Annotated in this window: 19 protein-coding genes and 1 tRNA gene; 4 read left to right on the forward strand and 16 right to left on the reverse strand. The window is 62.8% G+C overall.

Annotation, left to right across the window (positions count from 1 at the left end; genetic code table 11):
• Positions 1 to 400: 400 nt before the first annotated feature.
• Together CLD20_RS14095 and CLD20_RS14100 are read right to left on the reverse strand one after the other, a co-directional pair.
• A complete protein-coding gene (locus CLD20_RS14095; RefSeq protein WP_224407295.1) occupies positions 401 to 2,359 on the reverse strand; it encodes a peptidoglycan-binding protein in 1,959 nt (652 codons plus the stop codon).
• Positions 2,360 to 2,395: 36 nt separating this feature from the next.
• Entirely contained in the window at positions 2,396 to 3,262 is an 867-nt protein-coding gene (locus CLD20_RS14100) for a hypothetical protein (RefSeq protein ID WP_224407296.1), read from the reverse strand.
• A 321-nt stretch (positions 3,263 to 3,583) separates the two neighbouring features.
• Here CLD20_RS14100 and CLD20_RS14105 point away from each other — a divergent pair, with 321 nt between their 5' ends.
• Genes CLD20_RS14105 through CLD20_RS14115 form a run of 3 tightly spaced genes read left to right on the forward strand, consistent with a single transcriptional unit; the run spans position 3,584 to position 6,460 of the window.
• Positions 3,584 to 4,765, forward strand: coding sequence for a hypothetical protein (locus CLD20_RS14105; protein ID WP_224407297.1), 1,182 nt, complete (start codon positions 3,584 to 3,586; stop codon positions 4,763 to 4,765).
• Entirely contained in the window at positions 4,762 to 5,631 is an 870-nt protein-coding gene (locus CLD20_RS14110) for a hypothetical protein (RefSeq protein WP_224407298.1), read from the forward strand. The genes CLD20_RS14105 and CLD20_RS14110 overlap by 4 nt, the downstream gene beginning before the upstream one ends.
• Entirely contained in the window at positions 5,618 to 6,460 is an 843-nt protein-coding gene (locus tag CLD20_RS14115; protein ID WP_224407299.1) for a hypothetical protein, read from the forward strand. The genes CLD20_RS14110 and CLD20_RS14115 overlap by 14 nt, the downstream gene beginning before the upstream one ends.
• 61 nt (positions 6,461 to 6,521) lie before the next feature.
• Here the strand turns inward: CLD20_RS14115 and CLD20_RS14120 are convergent, their stop codons facing one another.
• The 7 genes from CLD20_RS14120 to CLD20_RS14150 form a co-directional block, all read right to left on the reverse strand.
• Entirely contained in the window at positions 6,522 to 6,986 is a 465-nt protein-coding gene (locus CLD20_RS14120; protein ID WP_224407300.1) for a hypothetical protein, read from the reverse strand.
• A gap of 333 nt (positions 6,987 to 7,319) precedes the next feature.
• Positions 7,320 to 8,636, reverse strand: a complete 1,317-nt coding sequence (locus CLD20_RS14125; RefSeq protein WP_224407301.1) for an McrC family protein — start codon at positions 8,634 to 8,636, stop codon at positions 7,320 to 7,322.
• Complete coding sequence (locus tag CLD20_RS20415) at positions 8,633 to 11,494, reverse strand: AAA family ATPase (protein WP_370636904.1); 2,862 nt, start codon at positions 11,492 to 11,494, stop codon at positions 8,633 to 8,635. The genes CLD20_RS14125 and CLD20_RS20415 overlap by 4 nt, the downstream gene beginning before the upstream one ends.
• Before the next feature lie 168 nt (positions 11,495 to 11,662).
• Complete coding sequence (locus tag CLD20_RS14135) at positions 11,663 to 12,073, reverse strand: hypothetical protein (RefSeq protein WP_224407302.1); 411 nt, start codon at positions 12,071 to 12,073, stop codon at positions 11,663 to 11,665.
• A gap of 409 nt (positions 12,074 to 12,482) precedes the next feature.
• Positions 12,483 to 12,574 (reverse strand) — tRNA-Ser (locus tag CLD20_RS14140).
• Positions 12,575 to 12,681: 107 nt separating this feature from the next.
• Positions 12,682 to 14,727, reverse strand: a complete 2,046-nt coding sequence (locus tag CLD20_RS14145) for a TRAP transporter permease (protein WP_224407303.1) — start codon at positions 14,725 to 14,727, stop codon at positions 12,682 to 12,684.
• Between the two features lie 85 nt (positions 14,728 to 14,812).
• Complete coding sequence (locus tag CLD20_RS14150; RefSeq protein ID WP_224407304.1) at positions 14,813 to 15,838, reverse strand: TAXI family TRAP transporter solute-binding subunit; 1,026 nt, start codon at positions 15,836 to 15,838, stop codon at positions 14,813 to 14,815.
• 214 nt (positions 15,839 to 16,052) lie between these two features.
• Between CLD20_RS14150 and CLD20_RS14155 the strand changes: the two genes are divergently transcribed.
• Positions 16,053 to 16,718 (forward strand): TenA family protein, encoded by a 666-nt coding sequence (locus CLD20_RS14155; RefSeq protein WP_224407305.1) that lies wholly within the window; start codon positions 16,053 to 16,055, stop codon positions 16,716 to 16,718.
• 6 nt (positions 16,719 to 16,724) lie between these two features.
• Here CLD20_RS14155 and CLD20_RS14160 read toward each other — a convergent pair whose 3' ends face one another.
• The 7 genes from CLD20_RS14160 to CLD20_RS14190 form a co-directional block, all read right to left on the reverse strand.
• Complete coding sequence (locus CLD20_RS14160; protein WP_224407306.1) at positions 16,725 to 17,351, reverse strand: LysE family translocator; 627 nt, start codon at positions 17,349 to 17,351, stop codon at positions 16,725 to 16,727.
• 93 nt (positions 17,352 to 17,444) lie between these two features.
• On the reverse strand, positions 17,445 to 18,392 hold the full coding sequence (locus CLD20_RS14165; RefSeq protein ID WP_224407307.1) for a phosphatidate cytidylyltransferase: 948 nt from the start codon (positions 18,390 to 18,392) through the stop codon (positions 17,445 to 17,447).
• On the reverse strand, positions 18,382 to 19,038 hold the full coding sequence (locus CLD20_RS14170; RefSeq protein ID WP_224407308.1) for a lysophospholipid acyltransferase family protein: 657 nt from the start codon (positions 19,036 to 19,038) through the stop codon (positions 18,382 to 18,384). Before CLD20_RS14170 ends, CLD20_RS14165 begins: the two co-directional genes overlap by 11 nt.
• Positions 19,035 to 19,652, reverse strand: a complete 618-nt coding sequence (locus CLD20_RS14175) for a CDP-alcohol phosphatidyltransferase family protein (protein ID WP_224407309.1) — start codon at positions 19,650 to 19,652, stop codon at positions 19,035 to 19,037. Before CLD20_RS14175 ends, CLD20_RS14170 begins: the two co-directional genes overlap by 4 nt.
• 100 nt (positions 19,653 to 19,752) lie before the next feature.
• Positions 19,753 to 20,568, reverse strand: coding sequence for a fructosamine kinase family protein (locus tag CLD20_RS14180; protein ID WP_224407310.1), 816 nt, complete (start codon positions 20,566 to 20,568; stop codon positions 19,753 to 19,755).
• Entirely contained in the window at positions 20,565 to 21,056 is a 492-nt protein-coding gene (locus CLD20_RS14185; protein ID WP_224407311.1) for a low molecular weight protein-tyrosine-phosphatase, read from the reverse strand. Before CLD20_RS14185 ends, CLD20_RS14180 begins: the two co-directional genes overlap by 4 nt.
• Positions 21,057 to 21,153: 97 nt before the next feature.
• On the reverse strand, positions 21,154 to 21,867 hold the full coding sequence (locus CLD20_RS14190) for a glutathione binding-like protein (protein WP_224407312.1): 714 nt from the start codon (positions 21,865 to 21,867) through the stop codon (positions 21,154 to 21,156).
• Between the last annotated feature and the right edge of the window lie 10 nt (positions 21,868 to 21,877).

The raw sequence follows: 21,877 nt of genomic DNA on the forward strand, positions 1-21,877 counted from the left end.
GTGATGCGAAGTGTCGCAGCATTTCCGATCACTGGGCGGCGGAGACACCTCTTCGCTGCGCCAAGATCGAGGCGACCAAGAATACCAACCGAGGTGCTGACGGATCGCCCAAGGTACGCGGCGAAAGTCACTGCGGAGATCATTTCCGCTTTCCTTCAGTTCCGGCTCACGCCGCTAGAGGTTTGGGCCGTCGTCGAGCCCTTAAGGTCGGGACAACTGCAAAGACTGCGATCTCGTATCTGCGCAGGCGCTTGGAGCCGCACCGGCCGCTGACTCGCTTGAGGCATGCCTAGTCTGCTTTTTGATCCGCGGGAGGCAGACGGCGGGGTTACACATTTAGGAGAGCCCTATCGAGCCACCGCTGAAGTTCATCGAGCAGTGCTAACGCCACGCTCAGTGCTTACGCGACGTTGGTTCTCTTGAGACCCTCGATCAGCATATCGCTTACCCTCTTGGTCGCCTCGGCCTTGGTGACTAGACCGTCCCTGTTTATGTCGAGGCTTCTATTCTGAACGTACCTCGTATTGACCCTCGGGTCGGACGACTTCTGGAACAGGACGCTGCTGTCAGCCTTTCCAACTGCGGCGGGCCACAATACTGCCATATAGACATCCGACAAAGTTTTGATCGCCCTTCCTCTTCGAGAGCGATCAAAGTGCATCTCGACGTAGTCGAGTTGCTCAATTGCACTCATCGTTTCAAGTTTTTCGATCGTTGTTCCCAAATCCTGTGCTGTCAATGGCATGAATTGGATCAATCCTGTTGCGCCGCTGCCTGCCGCATTCTTCTGATCTGGCTTGAATGATCTCCCAGTCTCGAACGCCATCACAGCCATGAGGTGATCTGGATCGCAGTCGAGCCGCGCAGACATGTCGATCACCTTCTGATTGAATTCAGATCCGTGAAGATCCTCGGTCACCTTTCCCCATGCGATCGGTCGGCTGCTCCCGCCTTTTCTGACCCGCCCCGATCGGCGTTCGGGCCTGTAACCCGGGCCACCGCCTGTGGCATTCGCGAAATCGAACTCAGGAAGCGAAATCCCCAGCAGCATCGCCGTCTCGGGGCCCACGATGCCATCATCCGCACTTGGCCCGAAGTGCGTTGTCTGAAACTCGAGTACGGCCCGAAAGGTCTCGATGCCGAAGACTCCGTCGACTTGAAGCGATGAGTTGACAGAAGACCTCAGTGCCTGCTGGAGCTCTTGTACGAGGGGGCCCTCGGACCCGAACCGAAGGATGATCGTCTTCTCCTTGTATTGGTTCGACAGCATCTGGATCATCTCGCGCGCATCGAACAGCACGTATTCGGTGAACGCCTGTCCGCCCGGACCTGGAAGAAACGGCGCGATGAACTTCTTCCAAGGTCCTCTCTCGCTGCCACGCCTCCCTTTGATCACCGTACCGGCTATGGTCTGGCAACCGGCACTGGAGTATTTCGAATCTGGAATCCGGCCGTCGACACCCATACCGAAGGCGCAGTGGATGTTGTCTCCGGCAATGGCGCCGAATTCCCAGCGGTCCTCGCCATCATAGTCCGCATCGTCCGCCGTGCGCTGAAGGGTGACAGGGCAGTTCTGCTGAAGCGCCCAGTGGCCTGCAGAGCCTTCACTGCGCTTGTGCCAGCCCGCCTTGTAGCTTTGGTAGCGGCCACGCCCGAGCTGATTGACGCCCTCGCCGGACTTGCCGATACCCGCGCGCACGAGAGGCCCGTATGGCACGGTCGACCCCGGAAAGACGGATATGCCGCCGCCGGGACGCCACTGGCCGATTGTGCAGTTCATGGTGGTATAGTTCACATCGACGACTTGGATTTCCTGCTCTGGCTTGAAATCCGTTCCGGCGTAGTCGACAGGGCGACACCCTCGAAGCCCGAACACGGTGGCCCCCTCGGCCCAGATCGGAAACTGCGATCGTTTCCACAGCCCAACCAGATGTGCCTCCGAGAAAACAGGGTTGCCGGACGCTGCGGCGCCGGACCCAGCCACTTCGACCGTCGCGAAATAGCGCGGGCCGCGATCAACGACCTCATCGAAGGCGCGCACTTCTTCTTCGGCCGAGTCCGCAACGATTTCTGAAACCATCTGCCTGAGCTCAGCAATTGCAGAACCAACCGTGGCCCGCAGGGGATCCGAGACAGATTGCCTTAAAGCGTCGATTCTCGCCTTGAGGCGACCGACATCCGTGGCCAGGTCGGCCAAGTTGCGGATCGCGATCGTGTCCAAGATGTCGTCGATCTCCTTGGCAATCGCTATCAGCTCTTGCATCTTCTGCTCGTCGCCGACTTCTTTCGCAGCGGCGTAGGGCGCCTCGAGCGCCTCGCGAAGATCAAAAAGCTGTTCTGCAATCTGAGCCTTTGACATGTCTCTTACCCTCCCAGTGAAGAGGCCGTGTCCCTCTTAGTCGGCAGCCTTCACCCCCTCAGCAAGGGCCCGGATCTGCACGGACGCCTCGACGAGCGCAGCCAGATCAGGTGGTGACGCGCCATCCAGAGCGGCAGCGGCCGCGGCGTCCATCGCTTCAAGCGTCTGGTCAAGCAGAACCACCCACCCCGCCAGAAGCTTGCGGTCCTGTTCGAGGTTGGGAAGCTCCGCTGCAGGAACTCCGAGACTGCCGCCGCCAAGTGTCCCTGGCTCGACCCGTGATCGCTGCATCACGAGATACATTTCGTCCGTGCCGTCGCGGATCCTCACCAAGAGCTCCGACATGGCGGGATAAGCCCTCAGCAACTGACGCCGGAATGATGCTCGGAGAGCAAAGGAGGAGGCCGTCTTCAGGACACCCAAGGCTTGACTGATCACCTCTTCGCTGGCCTTGATCGTTGCTTCGCCCCCTGCAGCAAGGATCGCCCTGTCAGCCAAAGGGAGCGAGGCGAGCGCCGTGTTCAGGTTGTTTGTGATCTGGCCGAGTCCGGCCGCGAGCTTTGTCGCCGACGTCCCGTCCGCAAGACCAATCAGGGCAGCATTGTATTCCCTGACAGCCTTGAGGCTTGTGCGGATCGAGAGTGTTAACGGCGGATCGCCCACATTCAGATAGTACGGGGCGTCCTGCGGATCGAACGCCCTTATGTTTGACAGCTGTCGGCCACGGCGCATCACAATCCGCTCGGCCACTGCCAAACGATCCAGAACCTTCTCGCCTTGGACAAATTGTGCGTCGAAGGCCTCGCCATACAGCCGAAACTCGGCGAGACCAGAGGCACATGCCTCAAGTGAGAGCAACAACAGCGCGCCCATTAAACGCAACAGGAGTGTGTAGACGGCCATCGCCCACCTTTCTTTGCGCGGGGCAACCGCTTGTACGCCACGAACCCAAATATGACGGTGCAGCCTCGCGAAAGGGCGTCCGCTCTTCATTTCCGGGCTAGCAAGCAACTCCAAACGCAGTCTCTTAGCCTTGCCGTCGCGTTTTCAACCAGTTCGAGTGCACCCGATCGCTGGAATCCTCCCTCAGTAACTTACGCATCGTTTGATACTTGCTATACCCCAGCATTTTCCCACTTCGGCTCGCATGATGCATTTGTACTATGCGGGCATTTCAGGTGAATGCTATATTCTGCCTCAATCGCTTAGATAGATCCTCGCGTAATGGCTGAGATGAATTCTCAGCGCGGCATGTTGCTGAGGGAAGAGATGAACCGATCTGAGCTGGAAGCCGTACAAAAGCTTTATGAAGCGCATTTCGACCCAAGCAGCTATGCTGCAGCTCTCGAAGTGTTCGGAGATCTATTTCCCGATGTACGGATACTGATTCAGGTCGAAGAGCTTGAGCCCCATCGCTTCTCGCTCGACAGCGTGGCCGTCAACACGGACGAGGATGCCTTTAAGGACTACTCCGCGGTCGCGCACATCAATCCATTCATGGACGCGGTGGCGGCGGTCATGCACACCGACAGGCTCTATCAGAGTGAAGAATTCATCCCTCGAGAACTGGTCCGCAAGACCGAATTCTTCGATGCATACCTCCGGCCTCGGGATCGTATGGATGCCGCTTGCGGCTTCAACATCTTTCGCAAACCAGACTGCATCGCCCTCTTCAGTGCGACAATTCCCGAGCGCTTGAGTGAAGACGACCGCGCGGCTCTGACCGAATCCCTCAATCGGATTCGGCCCTATGTCCAGGAGTCGTTTCGCATGGTGCGCAATCTCATTCAGCGCACGGCGGTGGCACAAGCCAGCTCGATTATCGAATGGATCGGCACTCCAGTGGCAATCTTCGATGCGCAGGAACGGCTGGTAGCTCAGAACAAGAAAGCCGCGGCGATATTCCGGGCAGGAGACGTTCTGCGCCTCTCGCGAGAGGGAAAACTATGCGCCCGACGCGCAGACGCCTCAGGGTTGATTGAAGCGGCGGCAGCGAGCGTCTTGGACGGCGCTCTCCCGATAGGACCGCTGCGCATCGATCGACCCACAAGTGCGCCACTCGTCCTCTACTTTGTTCCGGTCGGAAACTCGCCTGAGCCGAACCCGATCGTCCGCCCATTCTCCGAAGGTCTTCCGGCGTACATGGTCTACGTGATCGATCCCGACGATGTGGATCCCGCGCCCAGCGAAATGCTCGCATCTTCGCTCGGTCTCACGCGCGCCGAGGCGCGCCTGGCCCAGTTGCTCCATGAGGGCCTGACCGTTCGGGAGGCAGCCGAAAGCTCCTCCACGGCCTATGCGACAGCACGAAATCAGCTTTCTTCGATCACCCGCAAACTAAATCTCAGTCGGCAATCGGAGCTTTCCGGTCTTGTCGCTAGAACCATGGCGAAGATCCCGAGATGACACAGCCGTCCCCCAGCACAGAGAATCCATATCTGAAACTTGCCTCGACGATCGGAGGGGCGGCACTTTCGTTTTCGGAGAGCGGAATCTTCTTCATCTTGCTTGGGGCGGTGGTGCTTTGGATCGCCTTCACCACTCACGCGGACCCCGCAACCCACTCAGCTTTTACGTTCGTTTTCGTAGTCCTCGGGGTTGCACTTGTGCTCTACGGCACAGGTACCCAGAGCACAGGCAGATTCGAGGCCCCCCCCGGTCAGCGGTTCGTAGTGCAGGCGTCATTGGCAGGTGGAGCAGGCGTTATTGCACTCCTGCTTGGGTACGGGATGCTTGAAAAATATCCAGAGATACGCGCCGCATTTGCCTCCCAGAGCAACTATGTTGTCGTCCCAATTCGTCCTCGAGACGAGCTGGGAAATGAGATAATTCTTGACGACTTCGCTATTGAAGTTCGGTTTCACGACGAAAATGTACCAGTCTATCGACAAGGTCGAAGCTTCTTAGCGCTCATGCCCGTGCCCAGCACCGCGTTAGATCAGTCTCGATCTATAAAATTTGATGTAGAACTTTACTATATTAAATCGACTCCAAATCCACAAATCGAAGCGCACGTCGAAGGTAGTGATGAAATAACTCTCTCCGATATTAATAATTACTTTCTTGAGCGCGGCTTCGGATTTCGTCGTCTTGAGGAAGAACGAACTATTTCCTTGCCGATTTATAGAACTCACGGCTCCGTCCCAGCTATTCGTAATGCTGATAATCCACCAACCGAAGGCATTGGCGTAAACCGGAATATTGCGCGAAGCCTTGAGCAAATCCGGAATAATCTGTCTACGGAGCATACGATCTCAAATGATCTCTTCTAGCCGCTTTGCTGCAAAACTCTTTATCGTCGCGCTTGTGACGCTCGTGGCCCCCTGGTCGATGGTCAAGCCATCTCAAGGGCAGTCAACCGATCGCTGTGCGGCGATACAGAGATTTACTGAGACTGGCGAGCCAATCCCTGTTGCGGAATTGGGCTCGTCTGAGGAGGTCGTCCCTTGCTTGCTAAGCCAGATACGCGCTCACGCGAGTTTTCTCTTGGCCAAAGATGAAAAGGAGGAAACGCTTGATGCTCAGCGATTCCGAGTGATTACGGGCGCTCTTCGGAACGCAATTTCCGTCAGTTCGAGGAATGCCATTCGAGTGCTGAGAGCCGAAGATGATGTGCTAGATGCTGAGATTTTGGCTCGCGGCGCACGCCATCACGACCGCGGAATCCGGATAAATTCGGCGTTTATACTCGCAAATGTCGTGGACAACAGCACCGCATGCGTTGTTGTGGATTTTGCTTATCTAGACGTCGCGGCGAGCATTTCTGATACCCCGGCGATTAACGGGCGCGCCAATCTTATTAAGATTGCAAGTGTCGTTGCGCCGTGGGCATTTCGGGAGAATTTTCAGGCTCTCGATCAACTCCACGAAAAACTTACGTCAGAAATGAAACTTTATCCCGCCGACGTGCTAAAAAATCTATCGAATACTATAGATTTACTTAATTTACTTCGATTGCGACTGGACTCCCAGGAGAATATAGACAATTCTCCCAAGAACTTCCCGATTCCGCCGAGTATTGGCAGCGGTTGTAGAGCCGAATACAGGTTTCGTAATGAGGAGATCGAGAAGTTATATCGTTCAGATGCCAAAGGCGAATGACCCCGCCGCGAGCGGCAACACGGTCATTCGCGGACGCCTGCAGCTTGAGTTTCCGCAGAAATCATTTCCGCGGGCCCTCCATCTCCTCTTTCCGTCGCCTCAGATACGGACCCAGATCGAGCCCCTCCGGCAGCGGGATGGCTGCAAGAACTGCGATCTCGTCCTCGCGCAGGCGTTTGGAGCCGTAGCGGTCGCCGACGCTCGTCGGGGCGTGGCCGGTCTGCCTGTCGATGGTGCGCGGGTCGACATGGGCGATGCGCATCAGGTCCTTCGAGGTGTGGCGCGATGAATGGAAGACGAGCTCGCGCGGGCGGTGGATGCCCGCCTTCTTCAGGCGGTAATTGACGCGCTTGGAGGCCGTGCTCGGCGGGTCGGCGACGCCGCTGTGCAGCGCCGAGAAGAGCCACTGCCCCTCCTTCTTCTTGCGGGCGTAGTCGAGAAAGCCGACCTCCTCGAACACCGCGTGCAGCGCGAAGATGCGGATGCTGATCTCCGTCTTTGATCGCCCGCAGCCTCTCCCTGCCATCCGGCAGGGGCAGTTCTCTCGTCAGGTTGGCGACCCAGAGCCCCTTCTTCAGCTCGTAGATGTCCGTGCCCTTCAGGTGAACAAGCTCGGCTGGATGCCCTCGTGTCAGCGGACTCGAGAAGCGTCAGCCAGTGTCGTCCGGACGATCCTGCGGTGCGGCAAATGCATGCCAAGGGAACTCTTTCAAGCCACACCGGGCGTAAAGGCTCCGGGCCCCAAAGGAGTGCTGGAAATGATCTCAGCTTTGCGCCCCTTCTCGGTCACTCAGCGTTCTTCGTCAGCATCTGCTCACCGGACATTGGCTCAGGCTGAGCTTAGTTGTAAAACTGATACTCAAGCGTCTACTTCTTCTTCGGCGGTTGCACCCAAACACCCAGTCAGAAGTGCCCGTACAGCGGCCGTGTGATCGCGCTGCGCGCCTGCAAGGTCCAATGTCGCTACAAAGAAGTTCTCTTCCGCCTGCCGCGACGCAATTGCAAACCGCTGGAGGATCGCATTTGGGGGAAGGCCGCCATGGTGCGGATAGAGCAGCATGACATTCGGGCAGTCGTAGAGCCTCCCGTAGGCCATCCCCTGATACACATCTGTCTGGCTGACGCCCTGCTTGGGATCATCGATACGCGGCGTCATGCGCTTCCATTTCGTATCGATGATCAGAACGATCCGGTCGCCTCGCCGAACGATCAGGTCCGGATGCGTGCGGAACCGTCCGATCTCACCCTCGTAGAGACAATGCCGGTGCCCTCCTTGCGAGGAAACACGAAAGCCCGTGCCAGCAAGCGCTCGTGACAGGATCCTCTCGACATACTTCTCGAAGAGCACGTTCATCTCGAAGAGCAGCGCATGCCCGTCGATCGTTCCTGCGCTCGTCTGCTGGTGCCGATCAGAGAGGAAAAGACGGGCCAGTGCGAGAAGATCCTTCCAGCGTCGGTTCGTGCGATCAAGGACAATCCGATCCCACCGAAGCGCGCTCGGCGGAACTTCGGCAACGTCGACGTACACAAAGCTCAGCTCGCGCAGCGCGCGCTGGTTGTCCGGCGCGGCAGCCACGCGCGACAGCTTGGTGACTGCTGCTCGCATGACCTGGTTCAGCGCGATGTCGGGCGACAGGGAGTCGAAACGGCATGCGAGTTTCTGTGGCGAGAGGGCGAGCGTGGAGAATTGCCGCGTTACATTCAGGCGTCCCCTCAAGGCAGGGAGATCGTCTTCATGCTCAAGGTAGTGGCGCGGCATTCCTCGGCGCACGGCGTCCGTGAGCTTCCCGCAGAACAGACGGATCAGGAGTTCGAGCACAGTTTCGTGCTGCCAGCCGAGCTGTGTCATTGCCCCGGCTTCGATCGGCAGATCGTAGGTCACCGCCAGCATGTGGATGAGGCGAGCACGACGGGTCACGTCGGAGACTGCGGTCTCTCCTCCTCCCTCGATCTTCGGAAGAATCTCCAGCTGACAGTCTGGAGCGGCAATGACGCCGACGACGCCACGGGCGCGCAGCCCTTTGCGTCCGTGTTCCAGCACACCCTCGCCGCCGCGGTCGGAAAAGACCGAGGCCCGCGCGACAGCTGCGAGACGGTCTGCCTGCGTCTCTGGGATTTCGGCGTCGTCGGACCCGTAGGCGATGCGCTCCCATTCGCGGATCGTTCGGCGGATCATACCCCCGTCAACTTCCCGTAGTCGAAGCCTTCCTCCTCGGAGCGCACCTCCCAACGGAACCGGGAAACCGCCTCGCCATCCTCGAGGCCCGGAGGCGCCTTCAGGTTCGCACGTTTGAGAAAGCCCCCTGCAATCGGACCTTCGCCCGGCTCCAAATCGCCGAGCACGGCTGCGATCTTGGCCCAGTCCTCGAAGAAGTATTCAGCGAGAAGCGGAATGACCTTGTGGCGCATGACCTCATCGACATCGGCCCGCGACCTGCACGCCATGAAGTAGGCGTGGCCGATCTGATGTTCGCGGTCGTAAAGATATTCGATCCGCTCGTTGATCGTCGCAAGAAGTCGTGGCAGGTCGATGCCGCATTCCTGGGCGGCATTCGCGAGCCGGGATGCATCCGGCATCATCTCCCGAAAAGTGAAACGGCGCCTCAGCGCAGTGTCGAGAAGCGCGATGGAACGGTCGGCCGTGTTCATCGTGCCTAGTATGTGGAGGTTGGACGGCACCCCGAACTCGTCCCCCGAATAGGGCAGTCGGACCCGCAGCGCATTCGGCTGGCTCAGCCGCTTGTCGGCTTCGAGAAGGGTGATCAGTTCGCCGAATACCTTAGAGATGTTCGCCCGGTTGATCTCATCGATGATCAAAGCGAATGAGGTTGGCTCCGTAACGCCATCGGAAATTTGGCTGTTCATGTATCGTTCGAGTGCGGGAATGTTGAGGCCGTCTTTTTGCAGCTGGTAGATCGCTGCCTGAGTAAAGTCCTTCTGGTAGATTTCGCGTACGGGCATTCCGTCATCGTCGTTCCAAAGCCACCGCACCGCACGCCTATGGGTGTATCTTCTCTCACTCCGCGGTTGGTATTCATACTCGCCGACGATCTCCCCGATTGCTCGGAAGAGCTTGTTGCCCTTCGAAATGATCACGATGTCGCCGATCTTGAGGCGATTGCGGAAGATGTCGGTCTGCAGGACCTGCCCAGACTGAGTTGTGACCGGACCTGAAATTCTCCCTTCATTCTGGCAAGTCATTAGAATTTCAGCGATGTCAGCGTACCTCCCATCGCTCCAGTCCAGATCCTCCCAACTCAGGAGCACGTAATTTTCCTGGATCGCTTCATCGAAAAACCGCGCATCTCCCTCCGCGCTCGCCTGCCCGATAGACATCTTGAACACCTGCCGCCCGCCGATCTCGATATTATCACTCCGGGCGGACGCCCCTCCGCTGGTCTCGGCGCGCTTCGCGATCCGTCTGAATATCCCGTGAACCGTCTCTAGCCTGAAACCGGCGGACTCCGACTCCCTGTGCCCTTCCGATCCGGTCACGGGCTGCCGACCTTCGACGAAGTCTTCGTATGACATCGACTGGTGGAAGGTGACGAACTCAATGCGCCCCGCGCTCAGAAGGCTCTGGTAGGTTGCCATGAGTTCCGCGCGATTTTCCGGGACCGGCTCGCCGCACAGTCGCACCGCCTCGGCTGCGGTCATGAAGGTCTTCCCGGTCCCGGGCGGGCCGTAGAGGATGAGGTTGACGGGCGACCTCGACATTGCCTTCTCCATCCCTTCACGTCCGTCGGCGCTCTCTGAGCCAGACGGAACCGTAACGGTCTTATCGCTGGCGATCCAAAGGAAACCCTGGATGTCCAGCCAGTCCTGCGGCTCCCAACGCCACTCGTCGCGCATGATTTCGAAGAGTTCGCTGAAGCCATCGGCAAGTCGGCGGTAGTCGGTCGCCAAATTCGAGTGAGCTCCGACGAACAGTTTTTGGCCCGTCAGCGCTTCCCACGCCTCGTTGATCCGTCTGACCTTAAAAGGGGCCATGGCGCTCGGTCGTACCATCGCCAATGCCGAAGATAGGATGTTGATTTTCTCGCCATAAGTAAGCGAAGCCGCACCATGGGCGCGCAGCGCATCGAGAGCGTCATATGCCGTAGCCAAGGCGATCTCTGGCGGTTCGCTGGATCGCAGCAGCCGACCGATGACGGTGTAAAACTCCGACAAAAGATCCGCCCCGTTCTTGGCGACTGCGTCCTCTGTCTGCCATCTGACCAGAGGGCCGTCCTTCGCGGCGGTCTTCAGGACGTCAAAGACGCGCTTGCCGAGGATCTCGTCCGTTGCATCCTCGGCAAGTATCGAGCGAACCCGATCGATCGCGGCCACCTTGTAAGCTTTCTCGCCCTTGGCCCAGCCGGTGCCCGGTTCGGCGAAAGTTCGAAAGTCAGGGCAAAGGGCGAGAAACCGCGCCCGAAGCCCTTCAAGCGCCCGTCGGCTGAGGCCCCGCCCCCGAAGATCGAAGCGAAACACCGTGGCTGAGCTTTGGTCGGCTCCGATCCGCTCGGGTTCGGCAACCTCTGCCATTTCCTGAAACGTCCGTCCGCCAAGAGCCTGACAAATATTCGGCCATCCCTGATTGAGGCCCAGAGCCTCGCTGACGTCGCGGACGAGCACTTCGACGTGGTCCCGACCTTCCTCACGCGCGGGCTCGATGTAACGCTCCAGGACATATTGCCTTATCCGATCGGCATCCTTCGCGGACCCCGGCGGGTCGCCTGCTAGAAACCGCCCATATTGCCCCAACCAGCTCGCCCAATTGGAGAGCCGGTTGTGGGGATTTTCGGATTCCGGCATCAGGATGCGGTAATCCTGCCCTCCGGCGCGAGCGTCCTCTCGCATTCTTCGCAGACGCTCGCGAAGCGCCTCGAACCCGTCGACCTCCCACGCTTCGTCGAGATCCTGATATGGCATAGCCAGCGCGGAGAGATGCCGTTCGATGGTTCGGATCGCATATGCGCGTGAGTTGCGCCCCGTTTCCGTTTGAGCGCCGCCCTGTTCGAGCCAGATTCGGTAATCGCCTTCCTTCTTCATTGTGCGCTCATTCGGATTTTAACCAGACAGATAGCAACAACCGAGAAATATCAGTTTGAAAGTCCGATACTAGCTATCGGTCTGCGACGTGGGGTCGCCGATTTCTGCCTCCGCCTTGGCCATTCTTTATCGGCCGAAGGCTCACCGACCTTTTCTCGGCCACGGAAGTCATTTCCGCCGCCCCTCCAGCTCCTCTTCCCGCCGCCTCAGATACGGACTCAGATCCAGCCCTTCCGGCAGCGGGATGGCTGCAAGAACTGCGATCTCGTCTTCGCGCAGATGCTTGGAGCCGTAGCGGTCGCCGACGCTCGTCGGGGCGTGGCCGGTCTGCCTGTCGATGGTGCGCGGGTCGACATGGGCGATGCGCATCAGGTCCTTCGAGGTGTGGCGCGATGAATGGAAGACGAGCTCGCGCGGGCGGTGGATGCCCGCCTTCTTCAGGCGGTAATTGACGCGCTTGGAGGCCGTGCTCGGCGGGTCGGCGACGCCGCTGTGCAGCGCCGAGAAGAGCCACTGCCCCTCCTTCTTCCTGCGGGCGTAGTCGAGAAAGCCGACCTCCTCGAGCACCGCGTGCAGCACGAAGATGCGGATGCTGGTCTCCGTCCTGATTGCCCGCCGCCTCTCCCTGCCGTCCGGCAGGAGCAGATTTCTCGTCAGGTCGGCGAGCTAGAGCCCCTTTCTTCAGCTCGTAGATGTGCCTGCCCTGCAGGTAGATGAGCTCGGCGAGCCGCGCCCCGGTCAGCGTGCCGAGAGCGGCAGCCAGCGGTCATCGGGGCGGCCCTCCCCTGCGACGACAGCGAACCAAGGATTGAGCTTCTGGAAGCCGAGAACCGGCTCCAGATCACGCGGCACGCGAATCTGGAACCTCCAGCCAACAATCCCGGATTGGGCCGCGGCGGGCGAGATGCATCGTTCGCTCCTGGGTACATTGGTGGGTACCAAAAACCCGAATCCGCGAAATTCTGCACTTTTATCAATGGCTTAGGGATGGCGGAGAGGAAGGGATTCGAACCCTCGAGACGGGATAAACCGTCTACTCCCTTAGCAGGGGAGCGCCTTCGACCACTCGGCCACCTCTCCACCTCCGGAAATGGCCGGTTTCGCGCCGCGCGTCAACCGGTGGGGCATCTCTTCGCCGCTGCCCCGCAACCGCCGCACAAGTTTCAGGCGGGCGGCGCTGCGGCGGCTCAGCCGGAGGAAGCCGCCTCGGCGGCGCGGGGCGGAATGGCGAAGAAGGCCTGGCGCAGGGCCACGAGGAGGAGGATCGCAAGCCCGATCGCGGTGGAGGTGAATTCGGGCGCCACCATCAGGATCGCCGCCAGGGCGAGCACCCAGCGCTCCACCAGATAGAGCGCGCCGAAGAGCCAGCCGCCGAAGGCCGCCGAAAGGGCGAGAATGCCGATCACCGTGCCGGTGAAGGCGAGCGCGAAGGCGGACCAGGTGAAGCCGTCGGTCACGAGTAGCAGCGAGGGAGAAAAGACGAAGACGAAGGGCACCAGCGCCTTGCCCATGCCGAGCCGGAAGGCGGTGTTGCCCGCCTTGAAGGGATTGGCGTTGGCGATCCCCGCGCCCGCATAGGCAGCGAGCGCCACGGGCGGCGTGATGTCGGCCAGCACCCCATAGTAGAAGACGAAGAAATGGGCGACGAGCGGGGCGATGCCGAGAAGGCCCAGCACCGGCGCGGCGACCGACACCATGATCAGGTAGGTCGCGGTCGTCGGTATGCCGCAGCCCATGACGATGCAGACGATCGCCGTCAGGATCAGCGTGATGAGCAGCGTGAGGGTGGAGACCTCCATGATCGAAAAGGGAATGTAAGGATCGATCAGCTCGGCCCACTGGCCGGCCGTGGAGGTCACCATATAGGCGATCTTGAAGGAGACGCCGGTCAGCGTGACGACGCCGATGATGATGCCGACGGTGGCCGCCGCCGCGCCGACGGCGAGCGCGTATTTGGCGCCGAGCACGAAGGCCTCCACGACGTCCTTCACCGTGATGCGGTTGAGCGGATTGACGAGGCCGATGACGATGCAGGCGGTGATGCCCCAGAAGGCGGCGAGATAGGGCGTATAGCCCTCCATCAGGATGCCGATGAGGATGAAGAGCGGCAGGAGCGTCGGCCAGTCGCGCTTCAGGATGGCGCCGACCCGCGGCAGCTCCTCTCTGGTCAGGCCCCGCAGGCCGAGGCGTTTGGCCTCGAAATGCACCTGGCAGAGAACGCCGAAGAAATGCATCGACGCCGGCACGATCGCGGCGGTGATGATCGTCGTATAGGGCACGCCGAGGAACTCGATCATCAAAAAGGCGGCCGCGCCCATTACCGGCGGGGTGATCTGGCCGCCCGTCGAGGAGGCCGCCTCCACCGCCGCCGCGAAATGGCGCGGATAGCCGATGCGGATCATCGCCGGAATGGTCAGCGCGCCCGTCGTCACGGTGTTGGCGATGGAGGAGCCGGAGATCGAGCCGAGCAGCGCGGAGGAAAAGACGGAGACCTTGGCGGGCCCGCCGGAAAAGCGGCCGGCGAAGGCGGAGGCGAAATCGATGAAGAGCCGGCCAAGGCCGATGCGCGTCGCCAGGACGCCGAACAGGACGAAGTGAAAGACATAGGTGGCGACGACGCCAACCGGCAGGCCGTAAATGCCCTGGCTCGTCAGGTAGAGGTGGTTGACCAGCGTCTTCCAGTCGCTGCCCGGATGGACGAGCACGCCCGGCGCCTGGCGGCCATAGACGGCGTAGGCCATCAAAATGATGGCGATGACCGGCAGCGGCCAGCCCATGGAGCGGCGCGTGGCCTCCAAAAGCACGAGGATCATGATCGTGCCCATGGCGACGTCGATAGGCAGCGGATTGCCGACGCGGAAGGCGAGATCGTCGAAGATGAAGGGCACGTAGAGCGCGGCGACGGCAGCCGCGAGGGCAAACAGCCAGTCGTAGAGCGGCAGCCCGGCAGGCCGCCACAGGCTCGAGGGATAGAGCGTCTCCTGCCCCTTCTTCGTCGCCGAGAAGACGATGAAGATCAGCGACAGAACGAAGGCGAGATGCACGCCCCGGTGGTTCACCTCGCGCAGAAGGCCGAAGCCGGCGGTGTAGTAGTGAAACAGCGACAGGGCGAAGAGCAGCGTCGCCGCCACCATGCCGGCGGCCGGGCGGAGGGGGCGGAAGCGCACCTCCGGATCGAAGCGCTCCTCCAGCTCCTTCACATGGGCCGGGTCGAGTTCCTTCTCTTCCTGCATCGGGCGCTTTCCGGCTCGCGGTCGAAAGGCTTCAAACGAAAGCAGGCGGCGGGAGAGCCGCCGCCTGCGCGATCATTGGCCTGGCCTATTTCATGAGGCCGGCTTCCTTGTAGAATTTCTCGGCGCCCGGATGCAGCGGGATGCCGACGCCGTTGAGAGCCGTGTCGGCGGTGATCACCTTGCCCTTGGCATGGCCGCTATCGAGCAGCTTGCGGGTATTGTCGTTCCACAACGCCTTGGTGATCTCGTAGATCAGCTCCTCGGGCTGGTCGGCGCTCGTCACCCACTGGGCGCCGACGGCAAGCGTCGTCACGTCGGAATCCTGGCCCTCATAGGTGCCGGCGGGGATCGTGTTCTTGGCGAAGAACTCGTAGTCGGAAATCACCTTGCCGGCCGCATCGCCGTCGATCGGCACGACGGTAATGTCGGTGTTGGAAGCCAGCTCCACGATGGCGCCGGCCGGAAAGCCGCCGACGAAGAAGAAGGCGTCCATGGCGCCGTCGCGCATGCGGTCGGCCGCCTGGTTCGGCTTCAGGTATTCCGGCTCGATCGACTTCTCGTCGAGGCCGTAGGCGCCGAGGATGAGGCGGGCATCGACGAGCGTGCCGGAGCCCGGCTCGTCCAGCGAGACGCGCTTGCCCGCAAGGTCGGCGACGGAGGTGATGCCGGAGGCCTTGCTGGCGATCAGATGGATGCTTTCGGGATAGAGGCTGGCGATGGCGCGCAGCTTCTCCACCTTGCCCTTGTCCTCGAAGACGCCCGTGCCGGTCTGCGCCCAATAGGCGACGTCGGACTGAGAGAAGCCCGATTCCACCGCGCCGGAGCCGATGGCGTTGACGTTGGCGACGGAGCCATTGGAAGCGATCGCGGTCGCAACGAGGCCCGGCACGCCGCAGGAGCCGCCCTCCTCGCAGGGGCGCGAGCCCGGCGGGTTGGAGATGGCGTTGGCGATCAGCCCGCCGATCGGGAAATAGGTTCCGGCGGTGCCGCCCGTCGCGATGCGGAAGAACTTCATGTCCTGCGCATGGGAGGTGCCGGAGGTGCCGGCGAGCGCCAGACCCGCCACCGCGATCGCGGCGGCGACCAGCTTCCTGGAGGGGATGAATGTCATTTTCTGTTCCCTTGTTATGAACGCTTGCGGAGGAGGCCGAGCCTTCCGCGGAACGGGCAGCATAGCTTCGACAAAGTGCCCAAGGAAACCGGGTTGTCATGCAAAAGCACCCACGCGCCACCCCGGGCCGGAACGGCCCTGGAGGCGGTAGGCAGGCCCTCGCGCATCGCCTAGGAAGGCGGAAAGGAAAGCCAGCGGGAAGGAAAAGAGGAAAGTGACGACATTCTCCGCCGAGGCCTGGGCGCGCAATGCCGGGCTCTACGACGACATCCGCCTGATGCCCTTCAACGCCGAGCTCGCCGCCGGCACGCTCCGCGAAGACCGCTTCAAGCACTACATCACGCAGGACGCGCATTACCTCACCGGCTTCGGCCGGGCGCTCGCCATCGCCGCGGCGAAGGCGCCGGAGCCGGACCGGATCGTCCAGCTCGCCGCCGCCGCAGAAGAGGCCATCGTGGTGGAACGGGCGCTGCACGGCTCCTTCTTCAAGACCTACGGCATCGGTCCGGAGACCTTTGAGGCGACACCGCTCTCCCCCGCCTGCCACCACTACGTCTCCTTCCTCATGGGGACGGCCTATGCGGCCCCCTACGAGGTGGTGCTCGGCGCGCTCCTGCCCTGCTTCTGGATCTATGCCGAGGTCGGGCGCGACATTCTCGGACGGGCGGCCTCGCCGAACCCCTATTCGGCATGGATCGACACCTATGCGGGCGAGGAATTCCACGAGGCGGTCAGGGGCATGATCGGCGCGACCGACGAGGCGGTGGCGGACGCCTCCCCTTCGCTCGCCGCCCGCGCGCACCAGGCCTTCGACCGGGCGGTTCAGCTGGAATGGATGTTCTGGGACAGCGCCTACCGGCTGGAGAAATGGCCGGTGTGAAGCGCCTCAGGGATTGCGCGCAAAGGCAAGGTGGAGACCGAGCATGACGAGAACGCCGCCGCCGAGCCGTCGCAGGCGCGCGAGCAGCACGGTGGCGCGCAGCCGGCTTGCCATGAAGTGCGAAGCCTCGATCAGCACCATGTCGGTGAGAGTGAACATGGCGTTGGTGAGGAGGCCGAGGACGGAGATTTGTGCCCAGAGGGGCAGCGCCGCGGCAGGGTCCACGAACTGGGGCAGGAAGGCGAGATAGAAGAGGGCCGATTTCGGGTTCAGGGCCTCGGCGAGAATGCTGCCGCGCAGGGCGCGCCGGGCCGTTACCGCCGACGAACGCGCCTGCTCGGCATGGGCGGGGCGAAGAAGATAGCGCAGCCCCATCGCCACAAGGCAGGCTGCGCCGGCGATCTTCATTGCCACGAAGGCCGCCGGAACGGCCTGGAGAAGGGCCGAAACGCCCAGAGCGGCGGCCGCAACATGACCGATGCCGGCGATATGGAAGCCGAGGCAGGAGAGCCAGCCGGCTCGCCGGCCGCCGGCGAGCGTCTGCGCCGCCGCGTAGAGCATCCCCGGTCCCGGCACGCAGGCGAAGACGGCCGAGGCAAGGAAGAAGGGGACCAGGAGATCTGAAGACGGCATGGCGGGCTCCTTTCGTCGCGCACGCCAGTGTCATGCACCGGTGCGCGGGCCCGAGGGCGTCGAATCGACGCCCGTGCCCGGCGCCACGGGCCGTCAGGTGGTGGAGAAGAAGAACCGCGTCAGGTGGAAGAAGATCGGGGCGGCAAAGACGAGCGAATCGATGCGGTCGAGCATGCCGCCATGGCCCTCGATCATCTGGCCCCAATCCTTGACGCCGCGGTCACGCTTGATCGCCGACATGACGAGCCCGCCCGCAAAGCCCATCAGCGTGACGAGAGCGGCCATGACGCCCGCCTCAAGCGGTGTGAAGGGCGTCGCCCACCACAGCGCGGCGCCGAGGAGCGTCGCTGTCCCCGCCCCTCCGAGAAAGCCTTCCCAGGTCTTCGAGGGCGACAGCGCCGGGGCGATCAGGCGTCGGCCGAGGAGCTTGCCGAAGATGTATTGCAGGACGTCGCTCGCCTGCACGACGAGGACGAGAAAGGCGATGAGGAGGAGGTTGCGCCCCTCGTAGCCGGGAATGGTCAGGTTCAGCAGCGCCGGCACGTGCGAGAGGCAGAAGACGCAGATCATCAGCCCCCATTGCACCTGCGCCACCCGGTCCATGTAGCGACGCGTCTCGCCACGCAGCGCGGCGAGGATTGGCAGGAAAAGGAAGGCGTAGACGGGGATGAAGACGGCGTAGATGCCGTATTCGTTCGCCCAGACGAGGCCGTACTGCACCGGCAGGATGACAAAGAAGCTCGCCGCCAGGGCGTAATGGTCGCCGCGGCGGGTCGGCGTCAGGGTCATGAACTCGCGCAGCGCCGTAAAGGAGGCGAAGGCGAAGAGGAGGATGACCGCCCAGTGGCCGAGGGCGAAGGCGAGCGTGATCAGCGCCACCATTACCCACCAGGCCTTGATGCGGTCGTTGAGGTTGTCGATCACCGCATGCGGGCGCTCCCAGCCGGTCCACCATTTGAGCGCGGCGCCGACGAGCGAGGCGAGGACAAGGATCGCCAGGATGCCGCCGGCGATGGCGAAGACGTGGTATTCAGGCGCCATTGCCGTCCGCCTCCCCGTCCCGGTCGCCGCCATCGGGCGCGGCCGCCATCAGCGCGGCGCGGGCGCGGGCGAGAAAGGCCTCCTTCTCCTCGCCTTCGCCGAGCGTCAGCGGCTCGCCGAAAGTGACGGTGCACAGAAGCGGCACAGGCACCACCTCCCCCTTCGGCAGCACCCGGTTGAGGTTGTCGATCCACACCGGCACGCATTCGACCTCGGGCAGCTTGGAGACCAGCCGGAAGATCCCGCTCTTGAACGGCAGAAGCCGCGCCTCGCCGGTGTTGCGCGTGCCTTCGGGAAAGAGGATCAGCGAGGCGCCGCCGGCGAGCGCGTCGGCCATCATCTCGACCGGATGGGGCTCGTCAGGCCTCGGGCTGCGCGAGATCAGCACGGCGCGGAAGACGCGCTCGGCGATGAAGCGGCGTACCGGCGAGGAGAGCCAGTAATCGGCGGCGGCGACGGGGCGCGTCGTCTGGCGGATCGCCGGCGGCAGCACGGCCCAGAGAAGGACGAAGTCGCCGTTGCTGACATGATTGGCGAAATAGATGCGCCGCCGCCGCTCCGGCCCGGTGCCGCGCCATTCGGCCCGCACGCCCGTCGCAAGGCGCGCCAGAAGCACGATCAGCATGGCGGCGAGACCCTCGATCATGCGGCGGGCCTTCCGGCGAAGGCCGCGGCAAGGCCGGCCCGCACGCGGTTGACCACGGTCCAGACGAGGAGCGCGGCGAGGAGGTAAAAGAAAAGCACCGTCCAGCCCGGAAGCGGCAGGCCGAGGCCGATCCAGGCGCCGGCCGCGCCGAAGACGAGGGCGCGGTCGCTCTTGCCCATCGGCCCGTCGTAGCGGCGCGCGCCGCCGAGCGCCTCGGCGAGCACGCCGGCGAACTCCGTCAGGAGGGCGAGGACGACGGTGAGGCCGACGGCGAAGCCGCCGAAGACGGGCAGGATGGCGAAGGGCGCGATCAGGGCCGCATCGGAGACGACGTCGCCGATCTCGTTGAGGAAGGCCCCGAGGCGGCTCTTCTGGCCGTGCTCGCGCGCCAGCATGCCGTCGACGGCGTTGAAGGCCATCCTGAGGGCGAACCATACCGGTAGGAGCAGGAAGGCGATGCGGGCGCCGGCGACCCAGATCAGCGTCCCGACGATGAGCGAGATCGAAGCGGCGGCGAGCGTCACCTGGTTCGCGGTGACGCCGCGCGCGGCGAGCCGGCCGACGAGCGGCCTGAGGCGTGCCTGGAAGGCCGGCTTGAGATCATAGAGCGTCATGCGCCATCGCCGAATCGAGCGGGAGAGCCCCCTTGCGGCGGCGATCCTACCTTCCCGGCGCGCCGGACGCATCCGCTGCAGCGACCGGCAAATGAGCGCGTCACACGCCGGCGGCGGAGAGGAACCTTTCCACCATCGAACGGTAGCCGCTGCCGAAGAGGCGCAGATGCACCAGCGCCGGCCAGAGCTGGTAGATCGGCCGGCGCTCTTCATGTCCCGGCTCGAGCGGCCCATAGGCCTCGAAGAAGGCCTCGCACGGCCCGCCGAAAAGGGTGAGCATGGCGAGGTCGACTTCCGCATGGCCGTAGTACGAAGCCGGATCGACCAGACCCGTCACCTCGCCGCCGGCGGCGACGACGTTGCCGGCCCACATGTCGCCATGCAGGAGCGAAGCGGCGGGCCGGGCCGGCAGCCGGTTCGAAAGATCCGCGGCGAGGCTTTCAAGGCGGCGGGCTAGGCGCGCATCCACATGGCGGACGCTCGTCAGCAGGCGCCGCTCGCCCCAGAAGGCGGGCCAGTCGTCGGCCCAGCCGTTCTCGATGGCGACACGGCCAAAGGCGAAGTCGCGGTGCCAGCCGTAGCGCTCGCCGCGCTCCGCATGCAGGGTTTTCAGCGCCCTTCCCAGACTTGCCGAGGCGCTGTGCGCACCGCCCCCCTCCTCCAGCACCTCCATGACGAGGACGTCGCCGTTCATGGCGATCACCTTCGGCGCGGGCGCGCCGGCGGCGGCGATCGCCTCGAGCATCTCGCCCTCGGCATCGGGAGCCGGGCCGTTCTTGACCATCGCCTCGCGCCCGTCCTCGAGCGCGATATGGACGAGTTCGGAAAGGTCGCCCCCATGGCGGGCGACGATGCGGGCGAGCCGGCCGCGGAGAAGCGCCGCGCCGGCCTCGCCCAGGCCGCTCTTTCCGCTCATCGCGCCCCGGCGATATGGCGCGCCAGGCCGCGCGCCCCGGCCGTCACCTCCGCCCAGGTGACGTCGAAGCCGTCCGCCCCGCCATAATAGGGGTCGGCGATCGCCTCTCCGGCCCGGCCCTCCACATGGTCGAGGAGGAGGCTCAGCTCGGCGGTGCCGTCCTCGGGGCGCATGCGTTGAAGATGGGAAAGGTTGTCGAAGTCGAGCGCCACGATATGGCTGAAGCGGAAAAAATCCTGCCGCTTCACCATGCGCGCCCGGTAATGCGTGATGTCGATACCGTTGCGGCGCGCCACCGCCTGGGCGCGCCGGTCGGGCGGCTCGCCGGCATGCCAGTCGCCGCAGCCGGCGGAATCGACCTCCGCATCGAGCCCAACCCGCTCCGCCTCGGCACGGAAGGCCGCCTCCGCCAGAGGCGAGCGGCAGATATTGCCGAGGCAGACGAAAAGGACAGCCGGCCTGCCGCCCCCGCTCGCGTCGTTGTCCAAGCCGATCTCCCCGCTCTCCGCCCGCATCCCTGAGGCCCGGCAGGGTGCCGGCTCCGCGGCGGGCCTTCAAGCCCGCACGCGGTCGCGTTTGCCCGTTCTAGCTCGCCCGCTTAGTGCGCTGGCCGAAGAGGATCGCCTGCGCATCCTTGTCCTGCGAGAGGTCCATGCGCTTGTCGGCCCCGACATTGATGCCGCGCTCGACCGCCGGGCGCGCGAGCAGCTTTTCGCGCCAGCGCGAGATGTTCGGGAATTCGGCCAGATCGACGCCCTGCCGCTCGGGCGCGCGCGCCCAGGAGAGGATCGCCATGTCGGCGATGGTGTATTCGCCCGCGGCGACGAACTCACGCCCCTCCAGCCGCTTGTCGAGGACGCCGTAGAGGCGGTCGGCCTCGTCCTCGTAGCGCTTGATGGCGTAGGGGATCTTTTCGGGCGCGTAATTGCGGAAATGGTGGTTCTGGCCGAGCATCGGGCCGAAGCCTCCCATCTGCCACATCAGCCAGCTCTCCACCTCGACGCGCTTGCGCTCGTCGGTCGGGTAGAATTTCGCGAATTTGCGCCCGAGATAGAGAAGGATCGCGCCGGATTCGAAGATCGAGATCGGCTCGCCGCCAGGTCCCGCCCGGTCGACGAGCGCCGGCATGCGGTTGTTCGGCGAGATCGCCAGAAAGTCCGGCTGAAACTGTTCGCCCTTGCCGATATTGACGAACTTCACCTCGTAGGGCGCGCCGACCTCTTCCAGAAAGATCGTCACCTTCCAGCCGTTGGGTGTCGGCCAGTAATGGAGCTGGAGGTCGGCTTCGTTCTCGCTCATGGGTCACTCT

It is taken from the genome of Afifella sp. IM 167, from assembly GCF_020144925.1.
Taxonomy (GTDB): domain Bacteria; phylum Pseudomonadota; class Alphaproteobacteria; order Rhizobiales; family Afifellaceae; genus Afifella.

Coding starts and splice junctions, on each gene's coding strand:
- CLD20_RS14110 (WP_224407298.1), top strand. CDS start 4,762: ATGACACAGCCGTCCCCCAGCACAGAGAATCCATATCTGAAACTTGCC.
- CLD20_RS14115 (WP_224407299.1), top strand. CDS start 5,618: ATGATCTCTTCTAGCCGCTTTGCTGCAAAACTCTTTATCGTCGCGCTT.
- CLD20_RS14100 (WP_224407296.1), bottom strand. CDS start 3,262: ATGGCCGTCTACACACTCCTGTTGCGTTTAATGGGCGCGCTGTTGTTG.
- CLD20_RS14165 (WP_224407307.1), bottom strand. CDS start 18,392: ATGGCGCCTGAATACCACGTCTTCGCCATCGCCGGCGGCATCCTGGCG.
- CLD20_RS14170 (WP_224407308.1), bottom strand. CDS start 19,038: ATGATCGAGGGTCTCGCCGCCATGCTGATCGTGCTTCTGGCGCGCCTT.
- CLD20_RS14150 (WP_224407304.1), bottom strand. CDS start 15,838: ATGACATTCATCCCCTCCAGGAAGCTGGTCGCCGCCGCGATCGCGGTG.
- CLD20_RS14095 (WP_224407295.1), bottom strand. CDS start 2,359: ATGTCAAAGGCTCAGATTGCAGAACAGCTTTTTGATCTTCGCGAGGCG.
- CLD20_RS14175 (WP_224407309.1), bottom strand. CDS start 19,652: ATGACGCTCTATGATCTCAAGCCGGCCTTCCAGGCACGCCTCAGGCCG.
- CLD20_RS14190 (WP_224407312.1), bottom strand. CDS start 21,867: ATGAGCGAGAACGAAGCCGACCTCCAGCTCCATTACTGGCCGACACCC.
- CLD20_RS14160 (WP_224407306.1), bottom strand. CDS start 17,351: ATGCCGTCTTCAGATCTCCTGGTCCCCTTCTTCCTTGCCTCGGCCGTC.
- CLD20_RS14125 (WP_224407301.1), bottom strand. CDS start 8,636: ATGATCCGCCGAACGATCCGCGAATGGGAGCGCATCGCCTACGGGTCC.
- CLD20_RS20415 (WP_370636904.1), bottom strand. CDS start 11,494: ATGAAGAAGGAAGGCGATTACCGAATCTGGCTCGAACAGGGCGGCGCT.
- CLD20_RS14120 (WP_224407300.1), bottom strand. CDS start 6,986: ATGGCAGGGAGAGGCTGCGGGCGATCAAAGACGGAGATCAGCATCCGC.
- CLD20_RS14180 (WP_224407310.1), bottom strand. CDS start 20,568: ATGAGCGGAAAGAGCGGCCTGGGCGAGGCCGGCGCGGCGCTTCTCCGC.
- CLD20_RS14105 (WP_224407297.1), top strand. CDS start 3,584: ATGGCTGAGATGAATTCTCAGCGCGGCATGTTGCTGAGGGAAGAGATG.
- CLD20_RS14145 (WP_224407303.1), bottom strand. CDS start 14,727: ATGCAGGAAGAGAAGGAACTCGACCCGGCCCATGTGAAGGAGCTGGAG.